This is a genomic window from Gemmatirosa kalamazoonensis, assembly GCF_000522985.1.
GTDB classification, from domain to species: Bacteria; Gemmatimonadota; Gemmatimonadetes; order Gemmatimonadales; family Gemmatimonadaceae; genus Gemmatirosa; species Gemmatirosa kalamazoonensis.
Window position 1 is genome coordinate 1835725 of the sequence record NZ_CP007128.1, and the last position, 17742, is coordinate 1853466.

Genomic DNA, 17742 nt, shown 5'->3' on the forward strand with positions numbered 1-17742 from the left:
GCCGGGACCACGGCGGCGCGAGCGGCGGGCGCGATCAGAAGCTCGCCCAGGCCTCCGCGACGAGCCGCAGCACCGACTGCTGCGCGAAGCGGCGCTTGTACTCGTCCATCACGCGCGTCACGCGCGACTCCACGTCGGGGGTCACGAGGTGCACGAGCTCCACGACGAAGCTCCGCTCGCGCACCGTCGCGCCGCTCGGGTCGCGCCACTGTCCCGCAGCGTCCCAGATCGTCGCGCCCTCGGGGAAGTTCGTCGTGATCACCTCGTGCACGAATCGGGTCCACGCCGAGTCGCTCACCGTCGCCGTGTCGCCGATGTTGCGGCCGAAGTACAACCGCTCGACGTGCGCGCGCTTGAGCCCCGCGGGGCGCGTGTGGCCCGCGCACGCGGTGAGCGACAGGATGACGATGCCGATCGCCCACGCGCGTCGCACGCGGACAGGAGGAACGGAATACCTGTGCTCGTCGTCTCCGACAGGAGGAACAGGACGGACAGGATGAAGACCAACACCAACGACAGTGCCTTTGGTGTCGGTGCTCATCCTGTCCGTCCTGTTCATCCTGTCCAAAACGCAGCAGAGCTCCTGTCAGACCGCCGGCGCCCAACCGGGCGCGTACTCGCGCGACCAGCGGGTCATCGCGTCGTCGTCGCCGAGGATGCGTCCCGTGTTCGGGTCGATGCGCAGCTTGCGGCCGGTCTGCTGCGCGATGGTTCCGAGGTGGCAGAGCAGTCCCGTCTTCGCACCGTCGGCGATCGGCGCGTTGAGCTTCGCGCCGGTGCGGATCGCGTCGAGGAAGTTGCGCATGTGCACCCGCGTGAGCGCGTCGTCGCCGGTGACGTTCAGCGCGTCGCCCTTCGGTCCCGCGGACGACTGCCGCAGCACCTTGTCCTTCGGATCGGCGAACACGTAGCCGTCCTGGTCGATCACGAGGCTGCCCGCGGTGCCGAGGATCGCGGTGCCGCGCGCGCGGCCGTACATCGGCAGCCCGTTGCAGCTCTGCCCGTGCCAGACGATCGACCTGCCCCCCGCGAACTCGTACGTCGCCTCCTGCGTGTCGGGGAACTCCCAGTCGTCGTCGAAGTGCCAGCGCGTGCCGCTCGACACCACCGACGTCGGATAGTCGACGCCGAGCAGCCAGCGCGCGACGTCCATCTCGTGCGTGCCGTTGTTGCAGATCTCGCCCGTGCCCCAGCGCGTGAACCAGTGCCAGTTGTAGTGCACGACGTTGTCGCGGTACGCCGTGCGCGGCGCGGGGCCCTGCCACAGCTCCCAGTTCAGCCCCGACGGCGGCGCCGCCACCTTGCCCTTGCCGATGCCGCCGCGCGTGTTCGCGTACCAGGTGCGCGCGAGGTACGGCATGCCGATCAATCCGTCGCGCAGCGCGGCCAGCGCGTCGAAGAAGTGCGGGCCGGAGCGGCGCTGGGTGCCTAACTGCACGAGCGACTTCGTGCGCGCGGCGGCGGCGATCAGCAGCTCGTCCTCGCGCGGATCGTGGCCGCTCGGCTTCTCCACGTACACGTGCTTGCCCGCATCGAGCGCGAGGAGCGTCATCGGCGCGTGCCAGTGGTCGGGCGCGGCGATGGAGATCGCGTCGACGCGCCGGTCGTCGAGCACGCGCCGGAAGTCGCCCACGACCTTCGGCGGCGTCGCCTGGGCCTTCGCCGCGGCGAGCCCCTTCGCGACGACGCCCGCGTCGACGTCGCACACGTAGGCGACCTCGGAGTTCGGGAGCGTGGAGAAGTTCTGCGCGTGCACGGTGCCGCGGCCGTTCACGCCGATCACCGCGACGACGACCTTCTCGCCGGGGGAGCCGCCTAACAGCAGGCCGGGGGCGCCCATCGCGCCGAGCGCGCCGAGCCCCGCGGCGGCCGTCGTCCGGACGAAGTCGCGTCGATCGATCGCACTCCCGCTGCCATTCGCGTCCACGGGCTCCTCGCTGGTTTCGCCGGGGGCGAATGTACGACGCACGCGGGCCCCCCGCACCCGGCTCGGCGACGTGGCGAGTGCGCCACACCCCCGCCGTCCGCGTTGCCAAGACTGCCCGGGGGCGGCATACTGCCTCCGCCGCACCCGTACCTGCCGCCGCGGCCGAGCGCCGCGCCGAGCCCGCGCCGCCGTGCGCTCACCGGCCGCGCCCCCTCTCTTCCGCGATGACCCACGTCCCGACCGTCGGCGCCGATGCCGCGCGCCCGGCCACCGCGATCCGGAGCGTCCAGCGCGCGCGGTCCGTCAGCCCGAAGGAGTGACCGTGTCGAGCACCGAGACCGTCGAGTCGAGCGCGCCGGACGGGCGCACCCTGCACGGGCACGTCGGGCGCGTCGTGGACGCGTACGGGCTGTCGCCGCTGCAGCAGGGGATGCTGTACCACTGGCTGCGGGCACCGGAGGCGGGGGTCGACCTCGAGCAGATCGGCTGCACGCTGCACGGCGTGGACGTGGCGCGGTTCCTCCGCGCGTGGGAGCGGGTCACGGCGCGCCACGCCGCGCTCCGCACGCGCTTCCGCTGGGAGGACGTCGACGCCCCGCGGCAGGAGGTCGTCGACGGCGTCGACGGCGTGGACGGCGTCGACGCGGCGCCGCTCGCCGTGCACGTGGAGGACGTGCGCGCGCTCGACGCCGCCGCGCAGCGCCGGCGCGTGGCGGCGTACCTCGCGGCCGACCGCCGCGCGGGCTTCCGGCTCGACGCGCTGCCGCTGTTCCGGCTCGCGCTCTTCCGCAGCGCGGCCGATCGGCACGAGTTCGTGTGGAGCTTCCCGCACATCATCCTCGACGGGCGCAGCTTCATCATCGTGCTGCGCGAGGTCCTCGCGACCTACCACGCGCTGGAAGCCGGCGAGGAGCCCGCGCCGCCCACAGCACCCGCGCCGCCCGCGCCGCCCGCGCCGCCCGCGCCGCGCGCATACCGCGAGTTCATCGACTGGCTCGACCGGCAGGACCCCGCGCCGGCGGCCGCGTACTGGGCGGAGGCGCTGCGCGGCTATGCGGAGCCGGTCTTCCCCGACCTCCCGGCGCCGGCGCCCGACCCCGACGCCGAGGCGCCGGCGTACACCGACCGCGCGCTCGCGCTGTCGGTCGAGGATACGGACGCGCTGAAGGCGTTCGCCGCGCGGCACGAGCTGACGCTGAACACGCTGGTGCAGGGCGCGTGGGCGCTGCTGCTGGCGCGCTACACGGGGGCCGAGGACGTCGTCTTCGGCGCGACGCGCGCCTGCCGCCGCACGCCGCTCGACGGCGACCCGGCGGTGCGCGACATGGTGGGGCTGTTCATCAACACGCTGCCCGTGCGCGTGCGCATCCCCGCCGAGCAGCCCGTGGTCGCGTGGCTGCGCGGCATCCGGGCGTCGCAGGTGGCGGTGCGCGTGGCGGAGCACACGCCGCTCCCCGCGGTGCAGGCGGCGAGCGCGGTGCCGAGCAGCACGCCGCTGTTCGACACGATCCTGGTCTACGAGAACGAGCGGCAGACGACGAGCTTCGAGCGGCTGGACCCGGCGCGGTGCCGGGGCTTCTACTTCCGCGAGCAGACGACGTTCCCGCTCAGCGTGCGCGGCTACGGGGAGGCGGCGCTGCTGCTGCGGATCGAGTACTACCGGGCGCGGTTCGCCGACGCGGCGATCGAGCGGATGCTCGGCCACCTCGCGACGCTGCTGCGCGAGATGGTGGCGAAGGGCGACCGGCCGCTCGCCGAGCTGGAGATGATGACGCCCGCCGAGCGCGAGGAGCTCGTCGTCGCGTGGAATCGCACGGACGTCGCGGCGCCCGCGGCGGCGCCGGTGCTCGCCGAGCGGCTCGCGGCGCAGGCCGCGCGCACGCCGGACGCCGTGGCGCTCGTCGCCGGCGACCGCACCATGACGTACGCGGAGCTCGACGCGCGCGCCGCGACGCTCGCCCGCGCCCTCGCCGCGCGCGGCGTGAGGCGGGGCGTGATGGTGGGCGTGTGCATGGAGCGCTCGATCGATCTCATGGTGGCGTTCCTCGGCGTGCTGAAGTCGGGCGGCGCGTACGTCCCGCTCGACCCCGAGTATCCCGCCGAGCGCCTCGCGTTCATGATCGAGGACTCGGCGTGCCCCGTGCTGCTCGCGCAGGCGCGCGTCGCCGACGACACGCTCGCCGCGCTGCCTAACGGTACCGGCGCCGCCGCCGTGCTGTGCGTCGACCGCGACTGGGACGCGATCGTGGCCGAGGCCGAGCGCGCGCCGGCGCCCACGCCGCCGGGGCCCGACGACCTGGCGTACATGATCTACACGTCGGGATCCACCGGCCGGCCGAAGGGGGCGATGAACCGCAATCGCGGTGTCGTCAACTTCCTCGACTGGATGCAGCGCGAGTACGCGCTCTCGGCCGACGACGCGGTGATCCAGAAGACGCCGGTGAGCTTCGACCTGTCGGTGCCGGAGCTGTACGTGCCGCTCTTGGCTGGCGCGCGGCTGGTGCTCGCGGAGCCTGGCGGGCACAAGGATCCGTCGTACCTCGCGCGGCTGATCGGCGAGCAGCGCGTCACGGTGATGTACATCGTGCCCTCGATGCTGCGCGCGTTCCTGGAGAGCGACGCGGCGGCGGCGGCGACGTCGCTGCGCAACGTGACGTGCTCCGGCGAGGCGCTGCCGTACGATCTGCAGGAGCGGTTCTTCGCGCAGCACCCGCACGCGCACCTCTACAACCTGTACGGCCCCACGGAGTGCGCGGTGGAGGCGACGTACTGGGACTGCGTGCGCGCCGATCCGCGGCGCATGGTGCCGGTCGGCCGCCCGCTCGCGAACACGCGCATCTACGTGCTCGACGCGCGGATGCGGCCGGTGCCGATCGGCGTGCCGGGGGAGCTGTACATCGGCGGCGTGCAGGTCGGCGCCGGGTATCACAACCGGCCGGAGCTGACGGCGGAGCGGTTCGTGCACGACCCCTTCGCGTCTTCCACGCTCCACGCTCCACGCTCCACGCTCGCTTCCGCGTCCATCGGAGCGAGCGTGGAGCGTGGAGCGTCGAGCGTGGAGGGCCCGCGACTGTATCGCACCGGCGACCGCGCCCGCTGGCTCGCCGACGGGACGATCGACTACCTCGGGCGGCTCGACTTCCAGGTGAAGCTGCGCGGGTTCCGCATCGAGCTCGGCGAGATCGAGGCGGCGCTCATGGCGAGCGGACGGGTGCGCGACGGCGCGGTGATGCTGCGCACCGATCCGGGCGTCGACCCGCGGCTCGTGGCGTACTACGTCCCCGTCGAGGGCGACGCGCCGACGGCCGCGGAGCTGCGTGCGCACCTCGAGCGGTCGCTGCCGGCGTACATGGTGCCGCCGGTGTTCGTCGCGCTCGACGCGCTGCCGCTCACGCCGTCGGGGAAGCTCGATCGCAAGGCGCTCCCCGCGCCGCGGCGCGAGGCGTCGCGCGGCGGACCGGTGGCCCCGCGCGACGAGACCGAGGCGCGCGTGCTCGCGATCTGGAAGGACGTGTTGGGCGCGCGCGACATCGGCGTGACCGACCACTTCAACGAGGTGGGCGGCCACTCGCTCGCCGCGCTCAAGGTCTTCACGCGCATCGGCAAGGAGTTCGGTCGGCCGATCCAGCTGGCGGCGATGCTGACCCACGACACGGTGGCGCAGCACGCGGCGCTGCTGCGCGAGTCGGCGCGAGTCGACGCGTGGCAGTGCATCGTCTCGTTCAACACGCCCGGCACCGGTGTGCCGATCTTCTGCGCGCACCCGCACTCCGGGCACGCGCTGTTCTACCAGTACTTCGCGAAGCTCGTCGGCGACCGCCACCCGGTGTACGGGATCCAGGCGTTAGGCAACTGGGGCGACCAGGAAGTGCAGGAGAGCGTCGACGAGATGATCGACTACTACGTCGACGAGATCCGGAAGGTGCGACCCCACGGCCCGTACATCTTCTTCGGCGTGTCGCTCGGCGGTGTCATCGCGCTCGAGATCGCGCAGCGCATGCTGGCGCTCGGCGAGGAGGTGCGCATGCTCGCGATGTACGACACCTACGGACCGGGCTACCCGAACTACACGCGGTACGGGCGCGTCGTGAGCTTCCTCCTCGAGCACGGCGGCATCCAGCTGACCCGGCTGCGCCGCATGCTTGTCGTGGACCCGCCGGCGCCGGGGCAGGAGCGGACGCGCTTCCGCGCGGCCCGCGTCCTCCTGTGGAAGATCCGCGACACGGCGCACTTCTGGTACCTCAACACGCGCCGCAATTACCTGTACTGGCGGTGGGAGCACCGCAGCCCGCCGCGCGACTTCAAGATGCCCGTGAACCTCACGCGGTTCCGGCTCGCCACGCGGCGCATCTTCCGCGACTACGCGCCGCGCTTCTATCCCGGAAAGCTCACGTACTTCCGCGCGGCGATCCGTCCCGCGGGCATCGTCGAGGATGCGGCGAACGGGTGGGGCGGGATGGCCGCGGCGCTGGAGGTGATCGACGTGCCCGGAGGGCACACGTCGGGGCTCAAGCCGCCGCTCGTGACCGGCACCGCGCGGGAGTTCCTCGCGGCGCTCGCGCGGGACGAGGCGCGGCGGGCGAGAGACGACGCGGCGTGACGTTCGAGCCGGCGGCGGGGCATCGGCGTTCGCGTGGGCGCGCGTCGTGAGCACGACGATCCCCACACCGGCCGACGTCGTCGTGCTCCACGACGACACCGCGCTCGCCCGCGCGACCATGCGGCGCGTCAGCATGCGGATCCTGCCGTTCCTGCTCGTGCTGTTCGTCTGCAACTACGTCGACCGCGCGAACATCGGCATCGCGGCGCTGCAGATGAACGGCGACCTCGGGCTCAGCGCGAGCGCGTACGGCTTCGGCGCGGGGATCTTCTTCGTCGGCTACGCGCTGTTCGAGGTGCCGAGCAACCTCGCGCTCGCGCGATTCGGCGCGCGCCGGTGGATCGCGCGCATCGTCATCACGTGGGGGCTCGTCGCGGCGGCGCTCGCGTTCGTGCGCACGGGGACGCAGTTCGCCGCGCTCCGCTTCCTGCTCGGCGCCGCCGAGGCGGGGTTCTTCCCGGGGATCATCTACTACCTGAGCCTGTGGTACCCGGCGTCGCTGCGCGCGCGGTCGTACTCGCGCTTCATCGTCGCCGTGCCGATCGCCGCGCTCGTCGGCAACCCGTTAGGCGGCTGGCTGCTCGGCTTCGATCGCGTGCTGGGGCTGCGCGGGTGGCAGTGGCTCTTCCTGCTCGAGGGGATCGCGTCGGTGGGACTCGGCCTCGCCACGCTGCGCCTCCTCACCGACCGGCCCGCGGACGCGCGGTGGCTCTCCGCCGGGCAGCGCGACTGGCTCGCGGCGCGCATCCGGCGCGACGAGGACGCGAGCGCCGCGCCGCGCGGCACCGAGCACGGCGCCCCGCTCCGCGCGCTCGCGCAGCCGACGGTGCTGCTCGCGGCGGTGATGTACTTCCTCCCCGCGGTCGGGTTCTGGGGCTACCTGTACTGGTCGCCGCTCGTCGTGCGCGACGCGCTGCACGCCAGCCCGGTCGCGACGGGGCTCATCACCGGCGCGATGGGGTGTGCGGCGGCGCTCGCGATCCTCGCCGTCGGCGCGAGCTCCGATCGCACCGGCGACCGCTGGCGGCACATGATCGGGTCGCTGAGCGTGATGGGGCTCGGCTACCTCGGCGCCGCGCTGCTGCCGTGGCCCGCGGCGCGCGTGGCGTCGCTCGCGCTCGTGCTGATCGGCGACCAGACGTTCGTCGTCGTGTTCTGGTGCCTGCCGAGCACGATCCTGCGCGGCAGCGCGGCCGCGGCGGCGATCGCGTTCATCAACTCGTTCGGCAACCTCGGCGGGCTCGTCGGGCCCTACCTCATCGGCCGGTTCAAGGACGCGACGGGCGGCACGACCGCGGCGTTCCTCCTCCTGGCGGTCCCGTCGCTCGTCGCGGCGGCGCTGTGCCTCGTGCTGCGGCGGCGGTTCAGGACGTCGGCCGCCGAGCGTTAGGCCCCTCCACCTCGGCCAGCCAACCGCGGCGGAGCTGCGCCGCCGGCACGCTGCTCAGGTACGGCTTGATGTCGACGACCGGCGTGCCGTCGAGCATGTCCACGCCGCGCACGCGGAGCCGGTCGCCGTCGCGGCCGAGCAGCTCGACGACCGTGAGGCCTAACGGATTCGGTCGCCGCGGAGAGCGGGTCGCGAACACACCATGCTCGCGGTCGTCCACCGGCGGCCGCCCGACGAGGTCGTAGCCCTCGGCACGGTGGAAGATCCAGAGCACGTAGAGGTGGGAGAAGCCCTCGATGTCCAGGAGGCCCGCCGCGAACTCCGGCAGGATCTCCAGCACACCCACCGCGTCGTGCTTCGCGCCGGGGCCCTTGGGGATCTGCGACGTGTCCGTGTAGGGGCTGCGGACCGTGCCGATCGGCCGAAGCGCGACCGGATCCACCTCAGGCCTCCGCGCCGGCGGGCCGCCCGGCCTCGCGCGCGACGACGCGCTCGAGCATCTCGATCTTCTGCCAGATCTTTCCCGAGAGACCGGTGACGAGCGTCTCGATCTCGTTCACCGCGCCCAACACGACCGGGTCCGTGAAGTGCTGCACGAACAGCGCGGCGAGCTTGCTCGTGAGCGACAGCAGCTCGCTGCAGTAGTCGAGGTAGCGTCCGAGCTCCGGCGGCGTCATGGTGCGCACCGGCGACGCGGCGGTGTCCTCGCGCGCCACCCCCACCTCCTCCGCGAGCGCGACGAGCTCCGCGCTCACCTCACCGAGCTCGGAGTCCGGGAAGCGCTCGGCGACGCGGTCGCGGAGCCGTCGCAGCGTGGCGTCGATCTCGGACGCATCGAGCTGGCGGTAGCGCCCGGGCTGCGTGGTCACGTCGACAGGACCTGTCGCTGTTCTGCTTCGACAGGATGAACGGAATGAACAGGATGAACACCAACAAGAGTCGCGGAGTCGGCTTTCATCCTGTTCATTCTGTTCATCCTGTCAAAACCTCAGAGGTGTCGTTCGTTCCTGTCAGCGCGGATCCAGCTTCCGCCCCGCGTTCAGGTTGTCCCAGTGCAGCATCGCGTTCAGCACGAGCGGGTAGCTGCCGATCGTCTCGCCGCGGTAGACGGGGTTGTTCGCGAACAGCACCACGTGCCCCTTCCGCACCGGCACGTCGACGACCGCCGGCCGCTGCGCGATGTCGCTGCCGCCGTCGAGCAGGCCGGAGGCGAGCAGGTCGCGCTGCTCGCTGAAGCGGAGCGCGACGCGCGGGCGCTGGTCGGGCGGGATGAGGTACGTCGGGTTGCGGAGCATGTCGCCCGTCACCGTGCCGCCCTGCCACGGCTCCGTACGCTCCGGCGTCGGCGCCGCGTTGCGCGCGTCGAGCGTCGGACGCCCCTGCGGCACGTCCGGATCGTCGGCGGTGCCGCGGCCCGTCTCGCGCTGGCCACCCAGCCCCGCGAACCGGCCGCCGCGTCCACCGCGCCCGTTCGACACCGTGAAGCTCTCGCCGGCGTCGCTGTACACCGCCAGGCCGTCGGCGACGCCGTACGTGATCGGGCTCGCGTCGTCGACGAGCCGCGTGCGCAGCAGGCTGCCCGTGACCGTGCCGCGACGCGGGTGGTTCATCGTCACGCCCTGCGCGAGGCCGTACTGCGTCGCGAAGTCGGCCGTGTTCACCGACGTCACGAGCACGCCGCCGTTCTGCACGAACGTCTGCAGGTTCGCCATCCCCTGCCAGCCGAGCCCCGGGCGGATGTCGTCGGTCTGCGCGAACGCGGTGAGGTTCGGCGTCTCCGGCGTGACCTTCCACGGCATCGGGTTGCGCCACATCGGGAGCCCGTCGATGATCTGCTGCCCGCTGCCGCCGGCCGGCGGGAACAGGATCACGTCGTACTTCGCGGCGAGGTTCGGCGTCTTCGCGATCTCCTGCGTCGAGATGTAGTCGTACGGGATCTCGTGCGCGTCGAACGCCTGCCGCCACCACCCTTCGGTCTGCGTCGAGATCCACGTGTGCAGGATCGCCACGCGCGCCGCGCGCACCGCGTGCGTCTTGACGTCGGGCGCGGAGGCGAGCGCCGTGCCGCGGAGGCCTAACGTCTGCAGCGCGCGGTCGAGATCCGCGCCCGCCACGTTGCGCACCAGGAACGCCCCGCGCGCGAACCGCTTGCCGCCGCTCTCGAACGGCTCCTCGGCCGCCTGGATGTCAGCGCCCTTGAGCTTGTAGCGCAGTGTCGCGAGCGCGACGTCGCCGTTCGCGTCGATCGCCACCACGGGGCCGGCGCCCGTCACGCCACCCGTCGCGCGCACCGTGTCGGTCACCGGCGTCGCCGGCACGTCGAGCACCCTGGGATCGGTCACCCGCACCGTTGCGACGGCGAACCCCTCCGGGAACGTCCACCCGGTGTCGTCGTACGGCGTCTTCTGCGGGTCGTTCGGGCTCCAGTACTGGTAGTCGAGCAGCGCGTCGGCGATGCGGCTGTACGGCTGGTCCATCCGAATGATGTAGCTCCCCGCGGGAAACTCACGCGTCTCCGTCGATCGAGCGAGCGCGGAGCGTGGAGCGGAGAGCGCGGAGCGACCGCTGTCGCTCCCAGCTCCCCGCTCCACGCTCCCCGCTCCGCGTGCGGCACGCCTTGTCGGTACGGCCACAGTGAACGGCGCCGTCGCGCGCGTGATCTCGACGTGCTGCTTCTGCATCACGCGAAGGAGCTCGGCCTGCGCGCCGGGGCGCCGCTCGTCGGCCGGCAGGACGTACGCCGCTGGCCCCTCGGTGCGCGCCTTCGCGATCGAGCGCTTGCTCTTCTCCCAGAAGTTCTGCAGGAACTGCTGCCGATTGTTCGCGAAGTAGGAGAGCGAGACGAGGAGGCCGGTCTGCTCGTAGTTGTTGTTGTTGCGGAGCGACCACATGACGTGCGGCAGCGGCGGGTTCTGGCGGAACCACGTGCGCGCCGTCTCGTCGGGCGACAGCGTGCGCTCCACCGTCTCCGCGGTGCCGCCGTTGCCGAACGTCTCGTACAGGCGGCTGATGCCGTTGTGCGTCGCCGCCATGAACATGAGGTAGCCCGGCGACCACGTGTCGAAGTTGCCGTGCGTGTAGACGCCGGGCATGCCGAGCCGGGTCATCTCCTGCACGTTGTTCCAGCCGAGCATCTGCCACTCGTTCGTGAGCAGCGGGTCGAGCCACGCGTTGTACGGGCCGTCGCCGACGGTGTTGTCGTAGAGGAACGAGCCCGACTCGTGGAGGTCGTGCAGCACCTGCGCCTTCCACCCGACGAACGTGTTCATCACGTTCTGCGACAGCTTGAGCGTCATCGCCATCGCGTCGCGGTTGTTGTCGTGCGCGACGTAGTGGCCCCAGTACAGCAGGTTCGGCCACGTATCGTTCGGGTGGGCCATGTGCCAGCGGAACAGGTCCACCATGCGGTCGCGCCCGTCCACCTCGACGATCGGCGTGATGAGCGTGACGACGTGGTCGCGGATGTTCTTCACGTACGGGCTCTCGTCCACGGCGAGCCGGTACGCGAGCTCCATGAGCGCGGTCGGCGCGCCGCTCTCGGTGGAGTGGATGGTGCCGGTGACGTAGTACACCGGCGCCACGTCGCTCACGATCCGCTCGGCGCGCGCGCGTCGTCCATGCCTAACGTGCGCGGGTCGGCGAGCTGTGCGAGCTTGGCGCGGTTCTCGTCGAGCTTCGCCATCAGCTCCTCGGAGGCGACGGCGACGGCGATCATCTCGCGCCCCTCCTCGGTGGTGCCGATGGAGAACACCTTCACGCGCGGGCTCTTGCTCGCCAGCAGCCGCATGTACGCGTACACCTCCTTCGAGTACGGGAGGTTGTTGCGCGCGCCGGCGATGTCGCCGAGGACCGCCATCGGCGTCGGCACCGTTGGCGACGCGGGGAGGTAGTCGACGAGCGGCGAGAGGAAGAACGACTCGGTCGTGTACTCGCGGATCTTCCGCGTGTAGAGCGTGTCGATCGGCTGGTCCGCGGCGCGGCCCGGCTTCGTCGGCGACGTGCTGACGGTGGTCGCGAGCGGGACGTCGCGCCGCTCGGCGGCGGACGACGGGCCCTGTGCCGCGAGGGACAGGGGCAGGGCGAGCAGGAGGCCGAGCGGGGCGGCGGTGCGCGGCATGGATGGGGACGGGAAGGGGGAGACGGAGGCGTCCGAAAGGTACAACGCGGGCCGCGCGGGTTCCGCTGGGCGCTCGTCGCCCGGGGCCCGCCGGTTGCACTGTCCCGGCCCGCCCCAGCGCCTAACCACACTCCGGAGGTCCACCATCCTCGCTGCCTACGTCGGATACGCCGCCGGCTTCCTGACCGTCGCGTCGTACGTGCCACAGGTCGTCCGTACGTGGAGGACGAAGGAGACGAAGGACCTCTCGTACGGCATGTTCGGATTGCTCGTGACCGCGGCCGCGCTGTGGATCACCTACGGCGCGCTCTCGTCGCAGTGGCCCGTGATCGCGACGAACGTGGGGTGCGGGGTCCTCAACGTCGCGATCCTCGCGGCCAAGATCCGCTTCCGCTGACGACTGCCTAACGCCACCATGCCGCTCAGCACCGCCGCGCTCTCCGACATCGAATACCTCCCGCCGCGCATCTCGCGCGCGCTGCTCGGCGCGCTCGGCGCGGGCCTCGCGACGGTGGCAGCGACCGGCGCGCTCACCGTGCTGCGTGGCGACGACGGCCGCGCGCTCGACGTGCCGCTCGGCCGACGCCTGCGTGGCGGGCGCCCGCGCGGACGCCCGTCGCCGGTGGAGCGGCTGCTCGACGCGCTCGCGGGCCGCGAGGAGAGCCTCGCCGTGGCCGCCGCCGTCGCGCTCCTCCTCGGGCGTCGGCACGGCGCCGCGGCGCTCGCGCTCGTCGCGAGCACGTTCGGCGTGCACGCGGCGCACCGCGCGCTCCGTCTCGCCGTCGACCGCCCACGGCCGCTCCTCGCGCGGCTCGCCGGCAAGCGCACGCCGAGCTTCCCGAGCGGCCACGCCGCGCGCGCCGCGGCGCTGTTCGGCACACTCGCCCACGTCGCGGCGCGCGATCGGGTCGCGCCGGGCGCGGTGACGTATCCGGTCGCGATCGGGCTCGCCGCCGCGGCGGGGCTCGCCCGCGTGAAGCGGGGGCGGCACTGGACGACGGACGTGGTGGGCGGGCTCGGGCTCGGCGTGGCCGCGGCGGCGGCCGGGGCGATCTGGTACGACGAGCGGCGGAAGGGCTGACGGCGGGACGATGCCTAAAACCTGACGGCGGGACGATCGAGGGCGGGACGATCGACGGCGGGACGATCATCTGCGGGACGATCTACGGCGGGACGACCCACGGCGGGACGATCTACGGCGGGAACCCGGCGCGTTCAGAGGGACCCGGTCGGCGTCGGATTGGTACCGCCGCTTGTTCGGCGAATAGCACCTTGGGCGAAGGGGGGGAGCCCCCCTAGGACCTAGGGACCGCGCCCGCGGTTGATCGTCCCACGGTGGATCGTCCCACGGTGGATCGTCCCACGGTTGAACGTCCCGCGGTTGATCGTCCCGCAGATGATCGTCCCGCCGTCGGTCGTCCCGCCGTCGATCGTCCCGCCGTCAGGTATTAGGCATCGTCCCGCCGTCAGCTGTTAGGCATCCTTCCGCTGTTCCTCGCCCAGACTCTGCCGCAGCCCCTCCACCGCGCGCGCCAGCTCCTGCAGCGATGCCAGCATCGCCCGCGCTTCCTCCGGCACCGCCTCGCCCGCCGCCTCCGCGGCCGCGATGTGCGCTGCCAGACGCGCCGCCTGCGCGTCGAACGCGTCGAGATCCGGTTGCTCGCTCATCGCGCGCAATATGAGCGCGACGCCGGGCCTACGCGACGACCGCCCGCTGGCCGAGGAACGTGCCGTAGCGCCGCACCGCCGCCTCCACCGCGCCGCGCTCCGCGTCCGTGAGCGGCGCGAGCAGGTCCAGCGCGACGACGACCGCCGATCGGCCGAGCGTGCGCGTCCACCCGCCGACGATCTCCCCGCCGATCTCCACCACGTGCCGCATCACCGAGGTCGTCGCCGCCGCGCGCGCGACGGACGCGACGCGGTCCAGCGCCGCGCTGCGGTCGCGGAAGCCGACGAAGAGCTCGTCGTAGTTCGGGAGCAGGTGCGCCGTGGGGCGTCGCGTCGCGCGCGTCATCGGCGCGTCCGACATCCAGTGCGTGCGGCCGTCGATGAGCTCTGCCGCGAGACCGGCCGCGCCGGCCCCCCGCCGCGCGTCGGCGATCGTTAGGCCCGACCACCACGCGAAGTCGTGCGCCGTCGCCGGCCCGCGCGCACCGAAGTACAGCGTCGCGAGCCGCGCGAGCGCCTCATCGCGGTCGAGTGCCCGCGCCGCGCCCGGAGCGCGCGTGTCGAGCAGCGCGTAGGTGAACTGCTTGCCGCGCCGCGCGCCGCTGCAGATCACGGCGTTCAGCTCCGCGTGCATCAGCAGGTGTGCCATGCGCTGGCCCGCCGGATCGATCCGCGCGCGCCGCAGCGCGGCCGCGAGCTCGGTGCGCGTGCGGTGTGCCCCGTCCGCGAGCGCGCGTCCGAGCACCGCGTCCGCTCGGCGGCGCGTCGCGTCGTCGAGCTCCAGCTCGCGGTACCGTCCCGCATTCGCCTGGTGCACGCGCGGTCCCGTGAGCGCGAGCATCCATCGGATGTCGGTCGGCGCCACGAAGTGCCACGTGGGTCGCAGCACGTGCGTGCGGAGGATCGCGCCGTCGGCGAACGCGCGCTCCACGTCCGCGTCGGTCGCGCCCGTCGTGCGCTGGCCGAGCGCCCACTTCGCCGCGGGGTAGTCCTGCGCCTGCACCGCGCCTAACGCGGCGACGACGGCTGCGGGGTCGGCGAGGCGCGGCCGCGCGAGGTGCTGTGCGGCGAGCCGGCGCCGTGCGACGTCGTCGGCGGTCACGCGCGCCCCACGAACTGCATCATGTCCATCGCGAAGTGCACCTGCCAGAACCACCACACATCGGCCGAGCGCTGGAGCACCGACACCACGCCGACGCCGAGCGCCGCGTCGAGCGCGAGCCGCGCGACCTCCGAGGCCGCCGCGCCCGTGGCGAGCAGCGTCGGCACGTGCCCCGCCGCGAACAGCACCGCGACGAGGGCGACCGTCGTGCGCAGGCCGAGCGCGGCGCGCAGTCGCACGAACAGGATCGCGATCGACACGTCCTCGAGCAGCACCTGCGCGAGGATCGCGAGGTTCGCCGGCCGGTAGACGCGCGACACCACCGCGCCCCACGCGCCGCCGATCGGTCGCGCGGTCGTGAACGCCGCGATCGCGAGCAGGGCGAGCACCAGTCCGACCGCGGTGCGCGCCGGGATCCGATCGTCCGCAGCCACGCCGTGGCGAGCGGCTGGCGCCGCGCGGCGAGCAGCGCCAGCATCGGCGAGAAGATCGCGAGCTGGTTCAGCGACTCGCCGAGTGGCGCGAGCGCGCCGGACGCGCGGAGGCGCACGCCACGCACGTAGAGCTGCCCGATCGCGACGACGGCGACCGCCGCCGCGAGCGCCCACGCCGCCTCGCGCCACGGATGCGCGAACGTCGCGGCGCGCCGCGGCCAGAGCGCGGGCGCTGCGCGCTGCGCCGCGAGCCAGACGACGAGCGCCGTCGCGTAGCCGCCGAGCAGGGCGCCGTAGTGCGAGGTCAAATGAGCGTGTACTCCATCTCGTACGCGTGCCGCCCCGGCTCGACGATGATCGTCATGCTGCCCGCGATCCCCGTGAGCTCGCCCGTCCCGGAGTCGGGCACCACCCGCACCGTGAGCTGCGGCGCGCCGCGCGTCATCGTGCCCGAGTGCTGCAGCACGAACGACCCGCGCCGTCCGTGCAGCGTGCCCGTCACGCGCTCGATCGCGACGTAGCCGGCGGAGCCCTGCACCCGCGTCCCCGCGCTCAGCATCTCGCCCTTGCTCGTCGCCTCCAGGTCGCCGCGGAACTGCTTGTCGATCGACAGTCGGGCGAGCGTCGAGCCCTGCGGCTCCTCGTCGCTCGACTGTGGCGTGAGCTTCACCTCGAACGTTCCCGTCGCGCGTGTCGTCACGATCCTCTCCGGAAGGGTGCGCATCTGTGGTAGGCCGGAACGTACGCGGCCGGAGCCGCGTCGCCACGGCGGCTTGCGACCCACAGCCGCCGCGCGCATCGTGTCTCGCTCGCCGCGACCACACGACCGTCACACGGAGGTGCTCCATGCCCGTCTACGCTGCCGAACGCGACCTGCCCGCGATCACGATGGACCAGCTGGCGGGCGCGCAGCGCGCCGCGATCGAGACGAGCGAGCGATCGACCGCGGAGGGGCGGCCGGTGCGCTACATCCGCTCCATGTACATCCCGAGCGAGGCGCACGTCACGTGTCTGTTCGAGGCGTCGAACGCCGAGGCGGTGCGCGACGTGAACGAGCGCGCGGGGATCCCATTCACGCGCATCGTCGAGGCGATGGATCTCACGCCCTGAGCGCGTCCCGCAGCGCGTCCGCGTCGAGCACGGGCAGGGGCACCGGCTCCGACGGTTCGGCCACGCGCGGCGCGAGCGCCCGCTCGAACCACGCCACGTCGTGCCACGCGCCGCGCTTGTAGCCCACGCCGCGGTACACGCCGACCGGCGTGAATCCCACCGCGCGGTGCAGCGCCACGCTCGCGTCGTTAGGCAGCGTGACGCCCGCGTACGCGTTGCGGAACCCCTGCCGCATGAGCACCGCGAGCAGCGACGCGTACAGCGCGCGCCCGATCCCCACGCGCCGCGCGTCCGCATGCACGTACGCGGACACGTCCACCGACCACCGGTACGCCGCCCGCTCGCGGTGCGCGCTCGCGTACGCGTAGCCCGCGATCGCGCCGCCGCGCTCGCACACGAGCCACGGCGTGCGCGCGAGCGTCCGCGCGATCCGCCGCGCCATCTCCGCGCCATCCGGCGGCTCGACCTCGAACGAGATGGACGAGTCGGTCACCGCCGGGCGATAGATCGCGGCGATCTGTGCGGCGTCGGATTGCACGGCTAGCCGGATCGTCGGCACGACGAGCGCGGGCGCGTTTCTTTCCTCGGTCGACGGCATGGCTCAGCGGATTGTACAGTCGGTCCGGTCCGAGCGCGCCCTCCCCGATGCCGGACGCCGCCTCACCCTCGCCTTCGGCCTCGAGCGGCGCGACGAGCGCGTGCCCGCGATCCTGTCGCTTCCCGCGGCGAGCGCCGAGCGGCGCGCGCCGGGCGTGCTCCTCCTCCACGGCTACTCGTCGCACAAGGAGCAGATGGCCGACTCCATCGGCCGCGTGCTGCTCCGCCACGGGATCGCCTCGCTCGCCATCGACCTGCCGCTGCACGGCGAGCGGCGCGGCGGCATGGAGATGCAGGCCATGCGCAACCCGATGGCGCTCGCCTCGGCATGGCGCAGCGCGCAGGCCGACGCCCGCCTCGCCCTCGGCTACCTCGGCGCGCGGCCGGAGATCGACGCCGGCTGCCTCGCGATCGTCGGCTACTCGATGGGATCGTTCCTCGGCGTGCTCGTCGCCGCGGCGGAGTCGAAGGTGCGCGCGCTGGTGCTCGCCGCCGGCGGCGATCTCCCCGACGGCACGCCGTTCGAGAAGCTCGTGCGCACGCTCGCCGACCCGCTGCGCGCCGTGCGCAAGCTGGACGGCCGGCCGCTGCTCATGGTCCACGGAAAGCGCGACCGCACCGTCACTCCTGCCCAGGCCCAGCGCCTGTTCGACGCCGCTGCCGAGCCGAAGACGCTCCGCTGGTGGGACGCCGGCCACTACCTCCCCGACGCCGCCATCGACGACGCGGCCGAGTGGCTGCGCACCGCGCTCGGCGTCGAGCGGCGCGTGGCCTGACGACGATGAACCGCAGAGGGC

18 protein-coding genes are annotated in these 17742 nt (G+C 72.9%); 7 read left to right on the forward strand and 11 right to left on the reverse strand.

What is annotated here, in order from left to right; translation table 11 throughout:
- Positions 1-34 precede the first annotated feature (34 nt).
- Together J421_RS08080 and J421_RS08085 are read right to left on the reverse strand one after the other, a co-directional pair.
- Positions 35-433, reverse strand: coding sequence for a DUF3574 domain-containing protein (locus tag J421_RS08080; protein ID WP_025410675.1), 399 nt, complete (start codon positions 431-433; stop codon positions 35-37).
- Between the two features lie 153 nt (positions 434-586).
- Complete coding sequence (locus J421_RS08085) at positions 587-1927, reverse strand: Gfo/Idh/MocA family protein (protein ID WP_201773119.1); 1341 nt, start codon at positions 1925-1927, stop codon at positions 587-589.
- A 322-nt stretch (positions 1928-2249) separates the two neighbouring features.
- On the opposite strand from J421_RS08085, the gene J421_RS08090 reads away from it, so the two are divergent.
- Together J421_RS08090 and J421_RS08095 are read left to right on the forward strand one after the other, a co-directional pair.
- A complete protein-coding gene (locus J421_RS08090; RefSeq protein WP_148306211.1) occupies positions 2250-6527 on the forward strand; it encodes a non-ribosomal peptide synthetase in 4278 nt (1425 codons plus the stop codon).
- 46 nt (positions 6528-6573) lie between these two features.
- Positions 6574-7917, forward strand: coding sequence for an MFS transporter (locus tag J421_RS08095; protein WP_025410678.1), 1344 nt, complete (start codon positions 6574-6576; stop codon positions 7915-7917).
- On the opposite strand, the gene tsaA is transcribed toward J421_RS08095, so the two are convergent.
- The 4 genes from tsaA to J421_RS33575 all read right to left on the reverse strand — a co-directional run bounded on the left by tsaA (position 7892) and on the right by J421_RS33575 (position 12034).
- Positions 7892-8359 (reverse strand): tRNA (N6-threonylcarbamoyladenosine(37)-N6)-methyltransferase TrmO, encoded by a 468-nt coding sequence (gene tsaA / locus J421_RS08100; protein ID WP_025410679.1) that lies wholly within the window; start codon positions 8357-8359, stop codon positions 7892-7894. The genes J421_RS08095 and tsaA overlap by 26 nt on opposite strands.
- 1 nt (position 8360) lies before the next feature.
- Positions 8361-8786 (reverse strand): hypothetical protein, encoded by a 426-nt coding sequence (locus J421_RS08105; RefSeq protein ID WP_025410680.1) that lies wholly within the window; start codon positions 8784-8786, stop codon positions 8361-8363.
- Positions 8787-8927: 141 nt separating this feature from the next.
- Positions 8928-11507, reverse strand: coding sequence for a M14 family zinc carboxypeptidase (locus tag J421_RS08110; protein WP_104022388.1), 2580 nt, complete (start codon positions 11505-11507; stop codon positions 8928-8930).
- Positions 11504-12034, reverse strand: coding sequence for a hypothetical protein (locus J421_RS33575; RefSeq protein ID WP_104022389.1), 531 nt, complete (start codon positions 12032-12034; stop codon positions 11504-11506). Before J421_RS33575 ends, J421_RS08110 begins: the two co-directional genes overlap by 4 nt.
- On the opposite strand from J421_RS33575, the gene J421_RS34310 reads away from it, so the two are divergent.
- Complete coding sequence (locus J421_RS34310; RefSeq protein ID WP_104023061.1) at positions 12033-12431, forward strand: SemiSWEET family sugar transporter; 399 nt, start codon at positions 12033-12035, stop codon at positions 12429-12431. The genes J421_RS33575 and J421_RS34310 overlap by 2 nt on opposite strands.
- Positions 12432-12449: 18 nt before the next feature.
- On the forward strand, positions 12450-13115 hold the full coding sequence (locus J421_RS08125) for a phosphatase PAP2 family protein (RefSeq protein WP_025410682.1): 666 nt from the start codon (positions 12450-12452) through the stop codon (positions 13113-13115).
- 392 nt (positions 13116-13507) lie between these two features.
- Here the strand turns inward: J421_RS08125 and J421_RS08135 are convergent, their stop codons facing one another.
- Genes J421_RS08135 through J421_RS08145 form a run of 3 tightly spaced genes read right to left on the reverse strand, consistent with a single transcriptional unit; the run spans position 13508 to position 15238 of the window.
- Positions 13508-13702 (reverse strand): hypothetical protein, encoded by a 195-nt coding sequence (locus tag J421_RS08135; protein ID WP_025410683.1) that lies wholly within the window; start codon positions 13700-13702, stop codon positions 13508-13510.
- Positions 13703-13730: 28 nt separating this feature from the next.
- On the reverse strand, positions 13731-14804 hold the full coding sequence (locus tag J421_RS08140) for a winged helix DNA-binding domain-containing protein (RefSeq protein ID WP_025410684.1): 1074 nt from the start codon (positions 14802-14804) through the stop codon (positions 13731-13733).
- Complete coding sequence (locus tag J421_RS08145) at positions 14801-15238, reverse strand: hypothetical protein (protein WP_025410685.1); 438 nt, start codon at positions 15236-15238, stop codon at positions 14801-14803. Before J421_RS08145 ends, J421_RS08140 begins: the two co-directional genes overlap by 4 nt.
- 3 nt (positions 15239-15241) lie before the next feature.
- On the opposite strand from J421_RS08145, the gene J421_RS34315 reads away from it, so the two are divergent.
- Positions 15242-15367, forward strand: a complete 126-nt coding sequence (locus J421_RS34315) for a hypothetical protein (protein ID WP_260525844.1) — start codon at positions 15242-15244, stop codon at positions 15365-15367.
- 175 nt (positions 15368-15542) lie between these two features.
- On the opposite strand, the gene J421_RS08150 is transcribed toward J421_RS34315, so the two are convergent.
- Positions 15543-15938: a DUF3224 domain-containing protein gene (locus J421_RS08150; RefSeq protein WP_025410686.1), complete on the reverse strand. Its 396-nt coding sequence runs from the start codon at positions 15936-15938 to the stop codon at positions 15543-15545.
- Between the two features lie 146 nt (positions 15939-16084).
- Between J421_RS08150 and J421_RS08155 the strand changes: the two genes are divergently transcribed.
- Complete coding sequence (locus tag J421_RS08155) at positions 16085-16348, forward strand: DUF4242 domain-containing protein (RefSeq protein WP_025410687.1); 264 nt, start codon at positions 16085-16087, stop codon at positions 16346-16348.
- Here J421_RS08155 and J421_RS08160 read toward each other — a convergent pair.
- Complete coding sequence (locus tag J421_RS08160) at positions 16338-16946, reverse strand: arsinothricin resistance N-acetyltransferase ArsN1 family B (protein WP_201773121.1); 609 nt, start codon at positions 16944-16946, stop codon at positions 16338-16340. The two genes, J421_RS08155 and J421_RS08160, sit on opposite strands and share 11 nt — an antisense overlap.
- Between J421_RS08160 and J421_RS08165 the strand changes: the two genes are divergently transcribed.
- Positions 16945-17721 carry an alpha/beta hydrolase gene (locus tag J421_RS08165; protein ID WP_025410689.1) on the forward strand — a complete coding sequence of 259 codons (777 nt, stop codon included), beginning with the start codon at positions 16945-16947 and terminating at the stop codon, positions 17719-17721. The genes J421_RS08160 and J421_RS08165 overlap by 2 nt on opposite strands.
- Positions 17722-17742: the final 21 nt, after the last annotated feature.